Source organism: Sulfitobacter sp. F26204, from assembly GCF_026410305.1.
GTDB lineage: Bacteria > Pseudomonadota > Alphaproteobacteria > Rhodobacterales > Rhodobacteraceae > Sulfitobacter.
In genome coordinates this window covers 86622-100922 of the sequence record NZ_JAPMLQ010000009.1, presented here as the reverse complement: position 1 = coordinate 100922, position 14301 = coordinate 86622, and the positions used below count along the sequence as shown (strand labels likewise).

Genomic DNA, 14301 nt, shown 5'->3' with positions numbered 1-14301 from the left:
CTGATTTTGCTCAGTTTTTTGAGGTAAGCGTCCGGGAACTAACAGCTCCATGACAAAAGCAAACGACACTGTGATACCCGTCAGATTGCGACCAGATGATTGTCCCAAGCAATCGCATGCATTTTGCTCCCTCGACCAAGCGTTGTAGCTTGCCCGGTTCCTGTTGTGTAGAAAAAGCCTGTTTCGGTGGCGGCGACGCCGCAAATGTCTGTCAGCTGGACGTCCTCAACTACGCTGTCGCGATCCCGCGCAACGATAAGCATCAAATTGCTACGTGGCGAAGTTGTCGCCACGCGATACCCATCCGGGGATATTGCCAGGCTCCCAAGATAGCCTTGCATCCTGGCAATCGAAGGGGCGCTCAGGAATGTGACGTCCCGGCCCTCAGGATCAGCCACTCCGAGGAGAGGCAAGTCTTTGGAAAGATCGCCCTGCCATTGCATTGCAAAGGCGACGGACCCGTCCGGTGCGACCGCAAGATGGCGGATCGAGTTTCTTTGGTGTGCACGGTCGAGTGTCGATTGCATCTCGATCTGCCCATTGAAATCGATATAGGTCAAGTTCGACCGCATCGTTGGAATGTTGAGCTTTGTGCGTCCGGTATCGGGATGCGTCTCGATGCCACCATTTGCAACGACGAGTTTTTCCTGATCTGGCAATCGTTTGATGTCGTGAGGTCCGATACCCCCGGATGGGAATTCATCCACACGGGCATATCCGTCGTTCGCGTCCCAGACACCAATCATGCCGCGCGCTGCGTCAAAATCGTTTTCCGTCGTGAAAAGAAGCGCACCATCCGCTGAAAAAACTCCATGACCATAGAAATGGCGGCCGGGCGGCGACGTCAGCCGCACTTTCTCGCGTCCGGTACGGCAGTCAATCACAACGGCAAAGGTACCCGGACGTCTGGCGAAGGCGATAGCTTCTGGCCGCACGGGATGCGCCGCTGCCGCGTGGCCCCGCGAGGGAAGCGGGATTTCAAACACTATTTCGCCCGTCACCGTCAGCCCGCATAAAGCATAAGCGCCCAACGGTGTTCTGCCCGCCGACAAAAACGCCGGTCTCCCAACGTCAGCCCATAACGGTTTGGGCATTAGCGCCGAGGCAATCATACCCGCCAGAAAGGTTCGTCTGTCCGCCATTAATCGCCATCCAATGAATTGAAGCCAGCAGCAATGCCCAGCGACGGGCCAAGGTCCTCCGCAATCTGCTGACGGATCGAATCGATGTCCTGTTGCAGAACTTCGACGCGAAAGCGGCTCTGCGGATCGACGACCCCGGCGAAGACGGGATCTTCGAGGTCCGTCGCGCGTTTGATGGCGTTCTCGAACGCGCTGTCGATCCCGGCGTCTTCCCCGGACATGAGCGATGCCAACTCTCGCGTCGCGGTCAGCGAGAGAATGACATGCTGCAGCGAACGCCCTGATCTGTGCGCTTCGGCGCGGTTGGGCCGCGGGCGCTCGAAGGTTCCGAGAGGGCGACCGAGGCGTGCCTGCGATGTGAACTCCAGACCCGTGGAGAGGGCCGTGAAAAGCTGGCGTGAGGCTTCGGTTTCCAAGCGATAGGTGTCGTTACCGGGGTTTGCCATGAGATCGGCGTAGCCGGATTGCCAATCATCGAGAATGGCGTTGGCGTTGCGCGCAATGTCGGTTGCGAGCGCCTGGGTCAGATCGCAGAGATAGTCGCGATCTTCGGTATCCGTGAACTGCGGATCGAAGAGCAGGTATTCCAGCGCATAGAAGCCCCGGCTCGCGACGGACACGGTTGCGAAATCCTCCGCTGATGCCACGACTGGGTCGGCATAGCGGATCAACTGACCAAGCGCCTTTGGTGTCGATCCGCGCGGATCAGGCCAGAAGGCCAGCGCGAAGGCCCGGTCATTGGTCTCAGACGGGCCAAAGCGCAGGTGGCTGACCCGGACCCAGGCATTGAATGCATTGTGATAAGCTCTGATCAGACCGGCATTGTCGGGGGAGCAGTCGGCCCGCGCCGACGCTTCGAGGTCCGCCGCTTCTTCGGCAAGCGCGCGATAGCCCGGCATGACATGGTTTTCGACGATGCGCCCGAGGTCTGGTTGCGCCATCGCAGGAGTCGAGAAGACCAACGAGAGAATAATGGCGGCCATACGCATCAGAGGCTCTCCAGGAATTCGATCAGGGCAGCTCGGTCTTCGGGTGCAATCTTGATCACCGCGTCGCGCTGCGTTTCGGCCTCGTCACCGTGCCACAGGATCGCTTCCAGAAGCGACCGTGCGCGGCCATCGTGAAGGAAATAGGTGTGGCCTGAAACCTGTTCGGTCAGACCGATGCCCCAAAGCGGCGGCGTACGCCATTCTTGGCCTGTGGCGCGGGCCTCCGGTCGATTATCGGCCAGCCCCTCGCCCATGTCGTGCAAGAGCATGTCGGTATAAGGCCAGATCAGTTGAAAGCTCTGTTCCGGTTGGTCGGCGAGCCGATGCGTGACGAAACTTGGCTGGTGACAGGACGTACACCCGGTGGAATAGAACACTTCCTTGCCGCGCAAGACTGTCGGATCATCTACATCGCGCCGCGCCGGGACACCGAGATTGCGGCTGTAAAAGGTCACGAGATCCAGCCCCTCGGCGTTGATCTCGAACCCGCGGTCATCCTGATCGCCATGCGGCGCGGCCAGGCAATCGGCCTGCAAGTCGGTGCATTCGCCAGAGGCGGCCGGGAAGAGCGGATTGGAAATGCCAATGTCCCCCACAAATGCTGACGCTGTCTGCTCCCGAATCGTGGGATTGCCGGCCTTCAGGCCGAACCGACCCAGCATCGTTTGATCATATTCCATCGACCAGACGATGTTGGCCCGGCCGGAGATCCCATCCCCGTCAGCGTCCTGCGGGTCGGACAGCGCCAGAACGTCGGCAGCGGGGATCGCTTCGAGGAGGCCGAGGCCGATCATCTGGGGCGCGACGCGGGGGCTCAGCATGGCGTCCGGATGTAGGGGACCGTAGCCGAGGTCGACGGCGGTGTGCGTGGGTGATCTCAAGAACGCGATTTCGCCGCCCGAGAGCTTAACCTCGATCTCTTCGTAGTCGATCTGAAGGCGGTACTCGGCGGGGTGCTCCGGAAGGCTGAAATCCTGCAACTGCGTGCCGTAGGTCGGCTCAGCAATACTGGCGATGTAGTCCCCTATCTCCGCAATGGCGTCTTCTGGATTGCCCGGGATCGACACTCGCAAGAACATCGAAATCGCGTTGTCATCGGGGCCCTCGGGCGGGTGTCCCCGCCCGTCCTTGATATGGCACCGCTGGCAGGAGCGGGCATTATAGAGCGGCCCCAACCCGTCGGACGCGAGCGTTGAAGACGGCGATGAAACCCAGAGCTTGCGAAAGAGGCCGTTGCCGACCCGAAAGGTCAGCTGGTCCTCAAAGCTGATATTGCCGGACGGTTGCGAAAAGGCGTCGGGGGTGCTCATCGCCCGTACCGTGGCTGCTCCGGCGGAGTTGCTTTCAAAAGGCTGAGCTGCGTCAAATTCTGTGGCCAAGGCTGTGGCACCCGCGATCCGCGCGGCTTCTGCATCGGTACGTGCGATGATATTCAGATGCGGCTCATTCAGGGGGCCCGCCGTAGCGGCGGACCCTAACAGAATGGCGCAGAGGCAAAGCCTACTCGGCCTCATCCATCTTGGATGCATTGAGCTGCGCATATTTTTCTTCACCGAGCTTCGCCACCAGATCGAGTTGAGTTTCAAGAAAGTCGATGTGACCTTCCTCATCATTGAGTAGTTCTTCGAAAATACCCTTCGTGACAAAGTCGCCGACGCCTTCGCAGTGCTTATAAGCGTCGGTGTACAGCTCTCGCGCGCCATGTTCTGCCGCGAGATCGCATTCCAAAGTTTCCTTGGGCGTCTGCCCAATCCGCAACGGATCCAGCTTTTGCAGATTTGGATGACCGCCCAGAAATAGAATGCGTGCGATGAGTTTATCCGCATGGTTCATTTCTTCGATGCTTTCCTCGCGGGATTTTTTGGCCATATGGCCAAGGCCCCAATCTTCCTGCATCCGATAGTGCAACCAATACTGGCTGACCGCGGTCAATTCGCTGCGCAATGCGTCGTTAAGATACTGAATTACTTTCTTGTCGCCGTTCATGTTCGGTTTCCTGTGTGGCTTCGCGAGGCGTGCGAAGGTGCATGGGTTTAAGATTTGGAATTTCCAGGTTCGGATTCTGGCGCATCGTTCCAAGGAATAAAGGGACGCAGCCGCCGCAATCAGCAGCCTTGCCCAAAGCGCGATACACTTTTCCCGGGGTGATGAGTGTGTGAGGGTCCGCCGCGCGCATCCAGTCGATCGCTGAATGGATGTCGTGATCAGAGATGTTCTGGCAATGGCAGATGATCATGGCGGCAGACCCTGTTGGAGTTTACTGGAACACGGCGTCCGGATCGTCGAGGCTGTCGGAGCCTTCGACGTCGATGGAGGTGCCGAGGGCTGCCACCACACGCTCGATGCTCCGGGTCTGATCAATCAACCCATTCACGCCACCCATAATGAGCGCCTCACCTGCCTCATTTCCGCGTTCCAGCATCATGTCATAGCTGAACCCGGCCTCTGCGGCCGTCTTGATCCGACCGAGGGCAAGAACCGCATCAGAGAGCTTACCCTGCATCTCGGCATCGACGTCGGCGTCGGTGGCCGCGACAAGATCGGAGAGCGATGGTCCCGCCACGACGCTGCCGTCGATGCGGGTATAGCTGCCCAGATAGACCGACTGGATGCCGACTCCGTTGTAGAAATGATCGTTGTGCGTGTTGTCCGCAAAACAGGAATGCTCTTCTTCGGGATCATTCAGCATCACGCCCAGACGCATCCGCTCCCCCGCCGTCTCGCCGTAGGAGAGCGAGCCCATCCCGGTCAGGATCGCCGCAATCCCGGCATCCTCATCCGCGGTGACTGTCGCACGGGCCTCTCCGGCTTCGGCCCATTGGCTAACGATCCATTCGAGATCCGAAATCAGAAGATCGGTCGCCGCTTTCAGGTACTCACCACGACGGTCGCAGTTGCCGTTCGTGCAGGCATCGCCTGACGCATAGTCCGTCCATGGACGATTGCCTGCGCCAGCGCCGTGGCCATTCAGGTCCTGCCCCCAGAGGAGGAACTCGATAGCGTGATAGCCGGTGGCCACGTTTGCTTCGACACCATCGGCTTCCTGCAACGTCCCTTCTAGCAGGGCGGGAGTGATGGTCGAGGCATCAATTTCTTCGCCGGAAAGCGTGAAAGTTGGGTTTGCGATCACGTTCAGCGCTGCGGCCTCATTTTCGTCTGTCGGTCCGCCGTAAGAGGCGTCTACATAGTCGATCAGACCTTCATCAAGCGGCCAGGCGTTCACCTTGCCTTCCCAGTCGTCGACAATGGCGTTTCCAAACCGGAAGACTTCGGTTTGCTGATAAGGCACCCGCGCAGCGAGCCATGCTTCCTTCGCCGTCTCGAGGGTCTTCGCGGACGGATCGGACAAGAGCGCGTCTACCGCCGTTTGAAGACGCTGCGCGGTGGCCAGACTGTCAGCGTATTTCGCTTCGGCAATATCCGCGTATGTTTCGAGGACAGCCGATTTGCTGACATGTCCATCTGCCATGGCTGCGGCGCCGAGGCCGAGAGCCAGGGCGCTCGTGGCAAGGGTAAGGGTCTTCATGCGTGCTGTCCTTATGTTCAGTGAAGCGTTCTTGTTGATTTGATAGGTCGGTCGGCTTTGACGGCCATGCGCCTGAGCGCGAGACCGAATTCCTGCGCCAACCCCACGAGGGAAGGCGCAATATCGGGGCGCACGATTGTCGTTGCGATGAGAAGCGCGTCTTCCCGCTCTCCCTCACTTGCATAGCCGACGAAGTTGGCGAAGCAGGACTCGTCGGCCCCGAGGCATTTGCAGGTCACATGATGACGCATCAGCGGGCGACGGCCATGACGCACGCAAAGGTCACAAAGAGACTCGAATGACTTCAGAACTTTCCGACCATGCTCCGGCCCGAACGCCGTGGCAAAGTCATTCCAGACCTGCGCTTGGGCGTCGGGGCCGTCACACCAAAGGCGCAGATAAAGGACAGCACCTGCTTCGACCGGCCCCAGTTCGGTGACATAGCCGACCGGCGCGCCGCCGCGATGAGGAGTCCGCGCGTTCATTTCGTTAGGATCAGCTTGCCAGCGCGGGTGATGCGCAGGGTATAGAGCTGGTCCTCAAGTTTGATTCGGGCGAGATCACCGCCCTTGGTGAGATCACTTGCCTCATAGATGGGCAGCGTATCATTAGGGCGCAGGGTGGTCTCTTGGGCGACATTTACTACCATAGCCCGCCCCATTCGCCGCGCTCTGCGTTGTCGATCAGCCATTCAATGTTGAAGATGTGTGGTACGCCAAGCGAAACCGCAACGAAAAGCGCTTCGGTGGCATCGGATCGGCAGAGCCGCTTGCTGTCTTGAGCTATTTGCATATTCCCACTCCCTTCGGGATGACGGGTGACTGGCTTGCCGAAGACTCATCTGGCTGGCTCTTAAATTAAGTTGAGTGAAATTGTCAGATAATGCAAGTGAGTAATTGACTAATTTTGTCAGATACTAAATGCTGCATGCTGAGATGGCCGTTTTCCGCCATCCAGAACCTAGGAGAAACCCATGTTCTACACGAAACGTGTGCATGGTTTCACCCTTGCTATAGCAGCCAGTGCGACCCTGCTCGCATCAGCCCCTGACGCATTTGCTGAAGCTGTGACACTTACCGATATCGCCGGCCGCGAAGTGACGTTGCCCGAAATGCCTGACAAGATCATCCTTGGCGAAGGGCGTATGATGTATGCCGTCGCCCCGCTGACTGACGGCAATCCGTTTGAGAAAATAGTCGGCTGGAAGGATGACTTGATTCTCTACGACCCCGACGCCTTCCGAAAGTTCGAAGCAGCCTACCCGCAAGACGCCTCCCGGATGATCAATTTTGGTAACCCGTATGCGGGCGACTTCAGCATCGAGGCGGTGCTTGAATCCGAGGCCGATCTTGTTCTTCTGGACCTCGGCAATCTGTTCAAGGCCGAGGACACTGGCTTGATCGAGAAACTCGACAAGGCGGGCGTCGCAACGGTCTTCATCGACTTCCGGCAGAACCCGACCGAGAACGCGATTCCGTCCATGCTGATCCTTGGCCGATTGCTTGGGGAAGAAAAAGCCGCTGCAGAATTCATCGACTTTTATGTCGCGCAGATGCGCAAAGTGACAAATGTCGTGCAAAGCCTGCCAAACGATGAAAAGCCATTGGTGTTTATCGAGAATGCAGCGGGCTGGAACACTGATTTCTGTTGCTGGACCTTCGGCAGTTTCAACTACGGCCGATTCGTCGAGCTAGCGGGCGGGGTGAATTACGGCTCCACGAAGTTTTCCGGCTATTCGACGGAAGTGAACCTCGAAGGTGTCATCGCCGCAGACCCCGATGTGATCATCGGCACCGGCGCAAACTGGGCGGAAGCCAAACCGGAAGTCACCGCGACGCTTTTGGGCTATGAAGGAGACCCTGCAGAAAACGACAAGCGCCTCGCGGCCTTGGCCGATCGCAATGGGTTCAAGGATCTACGCGCGGTGCAGGACGGACGGATGCACTCCATTTACCACCAGTTCTACAACTCGCCTTACCATTTCATCGCGATCCAGCAGATCGCCAAGTGGTTGCATCCCGACGAGTTCGAGGAGCTGGACCCGCAAGCCACTTTCGATGAGCTGCACGCAAAATTCATGCCCTACGAGAATTCCGGACAATTCTGGGTGAGTATGGACGCCCCTGCGTCCAACTGAAGCATAATTGCTCAGACAAGTGGCCCCAGTATTCATTGGGGCCACCCATCATTACCGTATCAGACAGGCACATGACCGATCAGGCCCTTTCCCCGCCCTCCTCGCAGGAGCTTGTGCGCAACTACCGACGCCGTTCCGCAACCCGCGCCGCTCTGGTCCTTGGCGCTGCCGCCGTGCTGTTTGCGACGGTCGTGGTCGACGTGATCACTGGCCCTGCTGACCTCAACTTCTTGCGAACGTTGCAGGTAATCCTGCAACCTTCAGTCGCCACCGTGCAGGAGGAGGTCATCATCTGGGACCTGCGCCTGCCAGTTGCGCTGATGGCCGTTGTCGTCGGCGCGATGCTGGGGGTTGCGGGAGCCGAAATGCAGACAATCCTCAACAACCCGCTCGCCGATCCCTTCACCCTTGGTCTGTCTTCTGCCGCCAGTTTCGGCGCAGCCCTTGCCATCGTCCTGGGCTGGTCGGTCATTCCAGGTGTCGGCGGGTTGTTCGTGACCGTAAATGCCTTTGTCGTGGCGATGCTGACATCGCTGGCACTGTTCGGGTTCACCCGCCTGCGCGGGGTCACGCCGGAAGCGATGATCCTTGTGGGCATCGCGATGCTGTTCACATTCAACGCGCTCTTGGCATTCCTCCAATATGGCGCCTCCGAGTTGCAACTCGCACAGATCATCTTCTGGCAGCTGGGCTCGCTTGCGCGGGCCACCTGGACCAAAGTTGGCATTTGCCTTTTGGTTCTGCTGATTGTCCTGCCCTATTTCATACGCCAATCATGGGCGCTGACTGCGCTCAGGATGGGTGAAGAGAAAGCCGCCGCCCTCGGCGTGAACGTGCCTCTATTGCGCCTCGGCGTACTGGCTGGCGTGTCGCTTCTGTCCGCCGTCGCCGTCTCCTTCGTCGGCGCGGTCGCCTTTGTAGGTCTTGTCGGCCCGCATATCGCCCGAATGATAGTGGGCGAGGATCAACGCGGCTTCCTGCCGCTCTCAGCCCTTGCAGGTGCCCTGATCCTGTCGGGCACCTCCATCGCGTCCAAGGCCATCACGCCAGGCGTTGTCTATCCCATCGGTATGATCACCTCGCTCATCGGCATCCCTTTCTTCCTCTCGCTGATCCTCAGCCAACGCAAAAGGCATTGGCAATGAACGCGCTTACCATCTCCGAACTCAGCTTCGCCTATGGCGCGCGAGCCATACTTCAGAACGCGACCGTCTCTCCGCTCCAGCCCGGCAGGCTGACCGCGCTGATCGGCCCGAATGCGTCTGGCAAATCGACGCTCTTCAAGCTGATAGCCGGCCTGCTTACCCCAGCATCGGGGCGTGTCGTGCTCGGCGACACCGACCTTGCCATGTTTACCACCCGCGACCGCCTCTCCCGCATTCGTTTCATGCCGCAGTTCTTTGCCGCGAATGCCGCGCTTACCGTTTTCGACGTGGTGATGATGGCCGAGAAGCAATTACAGGGCTGGCGTGTGAGCGCGCAAGATATGTCCCGCGTTGCTGAGGCCTTGCATGAGGGCGGCATCGGTCATCTGGCCGAGGCGTACGTATCTGAGCTTTCCGGCGGACAGTCGCAATTGGTCTCCTGCGTGCAAGCTCTGATCCGCCCGGCGGATGTGTATCTCTTCGATGAGCCCACCTCGGCGCTAGATCTTCACCATCAGCTTGCAGTTCTCAGCCGCATTCGCTTTGCGGTTGAGGACAGAGGCGCGGTCGGCATCGTCGCCCTCCATGACCTGAACCTTGCCGCACGCTTTGCCGATCATCTCGTCCTTCTGGGTCAAGGCCGCGTTCTGGCCGAAGGCTCTCCCTCCGAAGTTTTGAACGACCCCGCGCTATCCGCCACCTACGGAGTCGACATCACGATTTCCAAAGGCCCAAGAGAGGATCTGACCGTCCATGCTTACGCGTCGTAACTTCACCTTGTCCCTGCCAGCGCTCGCGCTGGCCACAGCCGCTCGCGCAAAGACTGCGCCTTCATCCCAAGGCGGTACACACACTGTCATGATGCTGAACGCCGATTGTAACGACGCCAATGTCATCAACGTCTTCGAGCCCGCAATACTGCACGTCAAATCTGGCGATCGCGTGACGTTCATCCCCACTGAAGAGGGCCACAACGCGGCCTCCAAACGCGGCATGATTCCCGAGGGCGGCGAGCCCTGGAACGGCGCGGTGGACGAGGAACTGAATATAACCCTCACGGTTCCAGGCATCTACGGCTACCTCTGCCTGCCCCACTACGAGGTCGGCATGGTCGGCCTAATCGTCGTGGGAAACGACCTGTCAAATCTCGCCGCCGCCAAGAAGGCACGACACCCTGGAGATGCCCGAAAGGCCTTCAGATCGCTTCTAAGGCAGCTGGAGACAAAATAGAACGGCATTTCTGCTAACGTTGCACGTCATCGCAGTGTTGATGGTCAGGGAGGGTATGGCGGATCGGAGGATCAGTGATGGAAACACCAAACTTACCTGCTATTCGTGCGCTTCGACCAGCCTCGAACAAAGGTCGCATCGTCGGCCAGAAGCGCCCGCTGAAATAAAACATGTCTGGGCCATCAGAGTAAGGCTTGAACTCTCCGAAAACCATCGCGACCTTGCGCTGTTCAACATGGCGATCGACAGCAAGCTGAGAGGCTGTGATTTGGTGAGGATGAAAGTTGTCGACGTCATGGCATCTGGTCAAATCAAGGAACGGGCGTCGGTCCTGCAAAGCAAAACCCAAAAACCTATCCGCTTCGAGATCTCCGAAGGGACGCGGGCGTCGGTCGAAAAGTGGATGGATGACGAACTCATGATTGGCTCTGAGTACCTTTGGCCTGGACGTTTCCATGAACGTCTCCACATCTCGACCCGGCAGTATGCACGGATCATTCGGGATTGGGTGACGTCGATTGGCCTTGAAGCGAATGCCTACGGCACGCATTCGATGAGGCGAACAAAGGTAACGCAAATCTACAAGAAGACAGGCAATCTGCGCGCTGTTCGGCTTCTGCGCGGGCACACGAAGATGGACAGCACCGTCCGATATCTTGGTGTTGAGCTAGAAGATGCGCTGGCTATCGCTGAAGCTATTGAAATCTGACTGTTTGGGCCGCCCACGTGGGCGGCCCATAGCCGACAAAATCGGCTACTGTCCATGCCGCACTGCAGCTTTCACATAGCCGACATTGGTAGTGTCCGAAAAAACGCTTGGCTGTCCCTTGCTGCATTCCCTGCCAAGACTATCGTCCCCGGTAGCACCATCCAATCTACCCGTCTCAACCTTTGATTTCTAACAGGCCCATTCCGGACCTGAACGGGAGCGCTGTGAGGGCAGCAGGCGATCAAGGTCACGGCGTGCCCCTTGCAACACCAGCCGCCTTCACGCGGGGCAATAGCCACCTTAATCGAAACGGCTACGGCAATGACTCAGAGCGGGCGTGATGCGTCCTAATTCCGGGCGACGCTACCTTCGGTGACGGAGCGAAAACTGAAGCGGTCACAGATGGGGTAGACCTTGTTGAGCGTCTGCGGCGTAGGGACCAACACCTCAACCTTGTCGCATAAATCTCTGATCGCGGCGTCGCGGTCTTCGGCTTCGGAACAGGCCAGGACCACCGCGAGGCTCGAAACATCGTTGTCAGAAATGTCGGAAAGTGACGCGCGCGACAGTAGGTAGCTGTTGGCAAAACGCAGGCGGCGGCGCGGGGACCAGTTGAGTGCGCCGTCGATCCTGTCCAACAACTCGAGCTCATGCGCCTCGATCGCAAGATGTTTGCGCAGTTTTAGCTCGGGCGTGTCGGGTGCCTTAATGGTCGGTGCATCTGCGTGATCCGTTTGTCGGCCATTGACATCCGTGTCTGGCGCCGAGGGCGTTTGATCGACAATTGGCGCAGCTTCGTCGCCCGCATCCGCGGCCACGAACGGCGCTAGTAGGTCGCCGATCATCGACTTGCCAATGACGGAACGAACATGGCGCACTTGGTAGGGTATCTGGACGATCTTTTCCAGGTAATCCACACTCGACGCGCTGTCTTCATCGCCGCTGAGAAGATCGCCGTAATGGTCGTCGAGCGATTTAAGAACCCACCGGCTATCGACTGCCACAACCACGACAAACAGCGGGAACGCCAGCAGCAGGTGAATTGCCTGGAGGACCGCGACAACTTGCTTGGGCGGGCAGCGATCAAGATCGTCGATGTAGAGAATAATGCGTTCGAAAGTAATCGGGGGCGGTGGTGGCGGTTCTGCCAGCCTCTCCAGCGCTGCCTTCTCGTCTGGTTCGAGCGTGTCTCCTGCATCTTGCATGATGCGCTTAATCTCGGCTTTGATCGCCAGACGGTTTTCCGAATTGCGCAGGGCCTCGGGATTGTCAGAGGGCGAGGCCGAGGCGGCCATCAGGTGGCTGAGCATCTCAAAATCCTTGCGCACAGCCGCTATGACACCAAGTTCGCGGGCATAGGTCCCAGAGCCCACGCGATCACGCAGGAAATCCACCAGACGCTGGCGAGGCTCGTTTGCACTGAAGGCCGCCGAGGCGCGGTCGGCCTGTTGCGTGGCGTCTTCGAGGGCGTCGCGGCGCCTCTCAACCTCGGCTTGCGCGGCGGCCACCTCGCCTTGCGCGCGCACGTATTCGGATGTCTGATCAGCAGAGCGCTTCGCAATTTCAGCATCTAGACTGCGTTCGAACGTCCGGATGCTCTCTAGCGCACGCGTTGAATGCCGGGAAGCGTTGCGCAGGGTTCCCGCCGCGACGGTGAGCAGGCCGGAGCTTCCGGCGACAAGCGAAATTGCCGTGCCAATCTGAGCGGCCAGCGCCGGGAACAGCTGCAACAGAAGTGCGGGCAAAAGGGTGGCAATGGCAATAGGCGCAAGGACCACAAGCGCGCATAGGAACAGCCCCCAGCCGGTTCCGACCCGTCCCAGCAGCGTTCCGACTGTCTGGCGTGTGCTTGCGGCCTGCTCGTTTAGAGTTTCAGTTGCTGCGCGAAAATCGTCGATAGATGCGTTCAGTCTTTGGAAGCCTAGCGTCTTGCCCGCATCATCAACCTCTTTTTTTAGGTCCTCATTTTGGAGGACCGCGCTGAAGGCCGCTTGAAGCTGCGTGCTTTTCTGCACCTCGACCCGTGCGCGCATTTCGTTGAGTGACTTCGCAGAGTCTTCAAGCTGGGTCTTTGCGTCCGCCTGTTTGCGACGTGCCGCGGCAAGCGGCGCGATGGATTCGATTGTCAGCTTGCGGGCCGTGTCAAGCTGTTCGACTATGCTCATTTGGCCTCTGTCGGCGTCCGCGTTCGCGGTCTGCGTCCAGGTGTCGAGCTCAGTGAAAATGCGGTCGACAATACTGGCCCAGAGATTTGTTTCGGCATAGTGCCACGCATTGAAATGGATCTGGACCACGCGTTGTAAGGCTTCCGGATCATCTGGTTCGGCTGCAACAAAATCTTCCACCTTGTCGTTCAGCCTGCGCATAAAAAAGGATTTTCCCGCACCCCAGTCGCCAAATACGCCGACGGCCAGCGGTGGCTGGAACGCGCGGGCGGTGAACATGCTGGCAAAGGCGGCGACTTCCAGCTCTGAGCCGGAGCGGTCCTTCAACCCGGGAGCCCAGGGATCGTCCTTTACAACAAGGGCAACGCCCAGCGAAGTCGGCTCGATAGCCACGATTTCGATACCTGCCTCGCGCATGCGGCGGCGGACATCTGCGCGTGATGTGCCTGGGTCTTCGCGGGTGGGCAAGAGCTGCTGTAGGTCGAGTTTCGTGTGGTCATAACTAGCAAGTGCTGAAGCGTTGTCCTTGGGGCTCAGAGTCATTATCGCAAGTTCAAAAGCCAGCAGGGTCAGATTTTCTTGGGTAAGTAGATTGTTTCTGTATCTGGGCGCGGATTGCCCCATCTCGGCGGCAAGCTTGGCGCAGCGCAAAAGGCCCACGAACAAGAGATCCTGAGAATAGACCAAGTCTGTGCCGCTGCGGTTGTTCGCCAGGATTCTGGCCTCTTTGATCTGAGAACCGAGGATGCTGCCAACCCGCAGTTTGCGGTCCTCGTTCCCCAGTCGGATCGAGGCGCCCGATATGTCGTCTGGGTCTGCAAGAGATGCCAACTGCGGTACGAGGTCTGCGAAGGCGCGCGCGGGGGGATATGTCGAGAAGAGACCGGACAGGACCGTGATCCACGCTACCGGATCTGGCGACGGGGCGGCGTCTTCAATGACCTTGTCCCAAAGCGCCAGAGTGTCCAGGCCGACGGAAATGGTCGTCTCTGCTTCTGCTGAAAGCCTCAGGTCGTCTTTCTGTTCGATTGCCATCGTCAGATACTTTTCGCCAGCCAAGCAGGGTCAATCGGTTCCGGCACGCTGCCGTCCGGTCCGGTAAAGCTGCGTCGCAGCTTCACAAGCCGCAGGATGCTGATGAGCCCGTCAAACCCCGCCCCGCGGTCGCAGGCCGCGTCAATGAGAGCCCGGCGGAGGTCATCGGGCAGAATACCCTCTTCATGCTTGAAGGCGTCGAGATGGGGTGCGGCGTCAGGGG

The 14301-nt window shown here is 58.8% G+C and carries 14 protein-coding genes and 1 pseudogene; 5 read left to right on the top strand and 10 right to left on the bottom strand.

Translation table 11 applies throughout. The features are described 5' to 3' along the window. Nucleotides 1-80: 80 nt before the first annotated feature. The 9 genes from OS190_RS17870 to OS190_RS17830 are packed head-to-tail and all read right to left on the bottom strand — an operon-like array spanning nt 81 to nt 6449. Nucleotides 81-1142: a DUF1513 domain-containing protein gene (locus OS190_RS17870; RefSeq protein WP_267160072.1), complete on the bottom strand. Its 1062-nt coding sequence runs from the start codon at nt 1140-1142 to the stop codon at nt 81-83. Then, nucleotides 1142-2131, bottom strand: coding sequence for an imelysin family protein (locus tag OS190_RS17865; RefSeq protein ID WP_267160071.1), 990 nt, complete (start codon nt 2129-2131; stop codon nt 1142-1144). Before OS190_RS17865 ends, OS190_RS17870 begins: the two co-directional genes overlap by 1 nt. Then, entirely contained in the window at nt 2131-3645 is a 1515-nt protein-coding gene (locus tag OS190_RS17860; protein WP_267160070.1) for a di-heme oxidoreductase family protein, read from the bottom strand. The genes OS190_RS17865 and OS190_RS17860 overlap by 1 nt, the downstream gene beginning before the upstream one ends. Beyond that, on the bottom strand, nt 3632-4117 hold the full coding sequence (gene bfr, locus OS190_RS17855) for a bacterioferritin (RefSeq protein ID WP_267160069.1): 486 nt from the start codon (nt 4115-4117) through the stop codon (nt 3632-3634). The genes OS190_RS17860 and bfr overlap by 14 nt, the downstream gene beginning before the upstream one ends. Beyond that, nucleotides 4083-4367, bottom strand: a complete 285-nt coding sequence (locus tag OS190_RS17850; RefSeq protein ID WP_267160068.1) for a (2Fe-2S)-binding protein — start codon at nt 4365-4367, stop codon at nt 4083-4085. Before OS190_RS17850 ends, bfr begins: the two co-directional genes overlap by 35 nt. Nucleotides 4368-4388: 21 nt before the next feature. After that, nucleotides 4389-5657: an imelysin family protein gene (locus OS190_RS17845; RefSeq protein ID WP_267160067.1), complete on the bottom strand. Its 1269-nt coding sequence runs from the start codon at nt 5655-5657 to the stop codon at nt 4389-4391. A 17-nt stretch (nt 5658-5674) separates the two neighbouring features. Beyond that, entirely contained in the window at nt 5675-6142 is a 468-nt protein-coding gene (locus tag OS190_RS17840) for a hypothetical protein (protein ID WP_267160066.1), read from the bottom strand. Next, nucleotides 6139-6306 (bottom strand): hemin uptake protein HemP, encoded by a 168-nt coding sequence (gene hemP / locus OS190_RS17835; RefSeq protein WP_267160065.1) that lies wholly within the window; start codon nt 6304-6306, stop codon nt 6139-6141. Before hemP ends, OS190_RS17840 begins: the two co-directional genes overlap by 4 nt. Then, nucleotides 6300-6449, bottom strand: coding sequence for a hypothetical protein (locus tag OS190_RS17830; RefSeq protein ID WP_267160064.1), 150 nt, complete (start codon nt 6447-6449; stop codon nt 6300-6302). The genes hemP and OS190_RS17830 overlap by 7 nt, the downstream gene beginning before the upstream one ends. A 181-nt stretch (nt 6450-6630) precedes the next feature. Between OS190_RS17830 and OS190_RS17825 the strand changes: the two genes are divergently transcribed. The 5 genes and pseudogenes from OS190_RS17825 to OS190_RS17805 all read left to right on the top strand — a co-directional run bounded on the left by OS190_RS17825 (nt 6631) and on the right by OS190_RS17805 (nt 10878). Then, on the top strand, nt 6631-7794 hold the full coding sequence (locus tag OS190_RS17825; RefSeq protein WP_267160063.1) for an ABC transporter substrate-binding protein: 1164 nt from the start codon (nt 6631-6633) through the stop codon (nt 7792-7794). 71 nt (nt 7795-7865) lie between these two features. Continuing rightward, entirely contained in the window at nt 7866-8939 is a 1074-nt protein-coding gene (locus OS190_RS17820) for a FecCD family ABC transporter permease (RefSeq protein WP_267160062.1), read from the top strand. Beyond that, the gene (locus OS190_RS17815) at nt 8936-9709 is read left to right on the top strand and encodes an ABC transporter ATP-binding protein (protein ID WP_267160061.1); all 774 of its coding nucleotides are present in this window, start codon (nt 8936-8938) and stop codon (nt 9707-9709) included. Before OS190_RS17820 ends, OS190_RS17815 begins: the two co-directional genes overlap by 4 nt. An 88-nt stretch (nt 9710-9797) precedes the next feature. Further along, nucleotides 9798-10169 carry a pseudoazurin gene (locus OS190_RS17810; RefSeq protein ID WP_267160060.1) on the top strand — a complete coding sequence of 124 codons (372 nt, stop codon included), beginning with the start codon at nt 9798-9800 and terminating at the stop codon, nt 10167-10169. Between the two features lie 77 nt (nt 10170-10246). Then, nucleotides 10247-10878, top strand: a pseudogene (locus OS190_RS17805) (tyrosine-type recombinase/integrase). A 347-nt stretch (nt 10879-11225) separates the two neighbouring features. Here OS190_RS17805 and OS190_RS17800 read toward each other — a convergent pair. Beyond that, the gene (locus OS190_RS17800; protein WP_267160059.1) at nt 11226-14078 is read right to left on the bottom strand and encodes a P-loop NTPase fold protein; all 2853 of its coding nucleotides are present in this window, start codon (nt 14076-14078) and stop codon (nt 11226-11228) included. Between the last annotated feature and the right edge of the window lie 223 nt (nt 14079-14301).

Coding starts and splice junctions, on each gene's coding strand:
- OS190_RS17860 (WP_267160070.1), bottom strand. CDS start 3,645: ATGAGGCCGAGTAGGCTTTGCCTCTGCGCCATTCTGTTAGGGTCCGCC.
- OS190_RS17840 (WP_267160066.1), bottom strand. CDS start 6,142: ATGAACGCGCGGACTCCTCATCGCGGCGGCGCGCCGGTCGGCTATGTC.
- OS190_RS17865 (WP_267160071.1), bottom strand. CDS start 2,131: ATGCGTATGGCCGCCATTATTCTCTCGTTGGTCTTCTCGACTCCTGCG.
- OS190_RS17810 (WP_267160060.1), top strand. CDS start 9,798: ATGATGCTGAACGCCGATTGTAACGACGCCAATGTCATCAACGTCTTC.
- hemP (WP_267160065.1), bottom strand. CDS start 6,306: ATGGTAGTAAATGTCGCCCAAGAGACCACCCTGCGCCCTAATGATACG.
- OS190_RS17845 (WP_267160067.1), bottom strand. CDS start 5,657: ATGAAGACCCTTACCCTTGCCACGAGCGCCCTGGCTCTCGGCCTCGGC.
- OS190_RS17870 (WP_267160072.1), bottom strand. CDS start 1,142: ATGGCGGACAGACGAACCTTTCTGGCGGGTATGATTGCCTCGGCGCTA.
- OS190_RS17820 (WP_267160062.1), top strand. CDS start 7,866: ATGACCGATCAGGCCCTTTCCCCGCCCTCCTCGCAGGAGCTTGTGCGC.
- OS190_RS17830 (WP_267160064.1), bottom strand. CDS start 6,449: ATGCAAATAGCTCAAGACAGCAAGCGGCTCTGCCGATCCGATGCCACC.
- OS190_RS17850 (WP_267160068.1), bottom strand. CDS start 4,367: ATGATCATCTGCCATTGCCAGAACATCTCTGATCACGACATCCATTCA.
- OS190_RS17825 (WP_267160063.1), top strand. CDS start 6,631: ATGTTCTACACGAAACGTGTGCATGGTTTCACCCTTGCTATAGCAGCC.
- bfr (WP_267160069.1), bottom strand. CDS start 4,117: ATGAACGGCGACAAGAAAGTAATTCAGTATCTTAACGACGCATTGCGC.
- OS190_RS17800 (WP_267160059.1), bottom strand. CDS start 14,078: ATGGCAATCGAACAGAAAGACGACCTGAGGCTTTCAGCAGAAGCAGAG.
- OS190_RS17815 (WP_267160061.1), top strand. CDS start 8,936: ATGAACGCGCTTACCATCTCCGAACTCAGCTTCGCCTATGGCGCGCGA.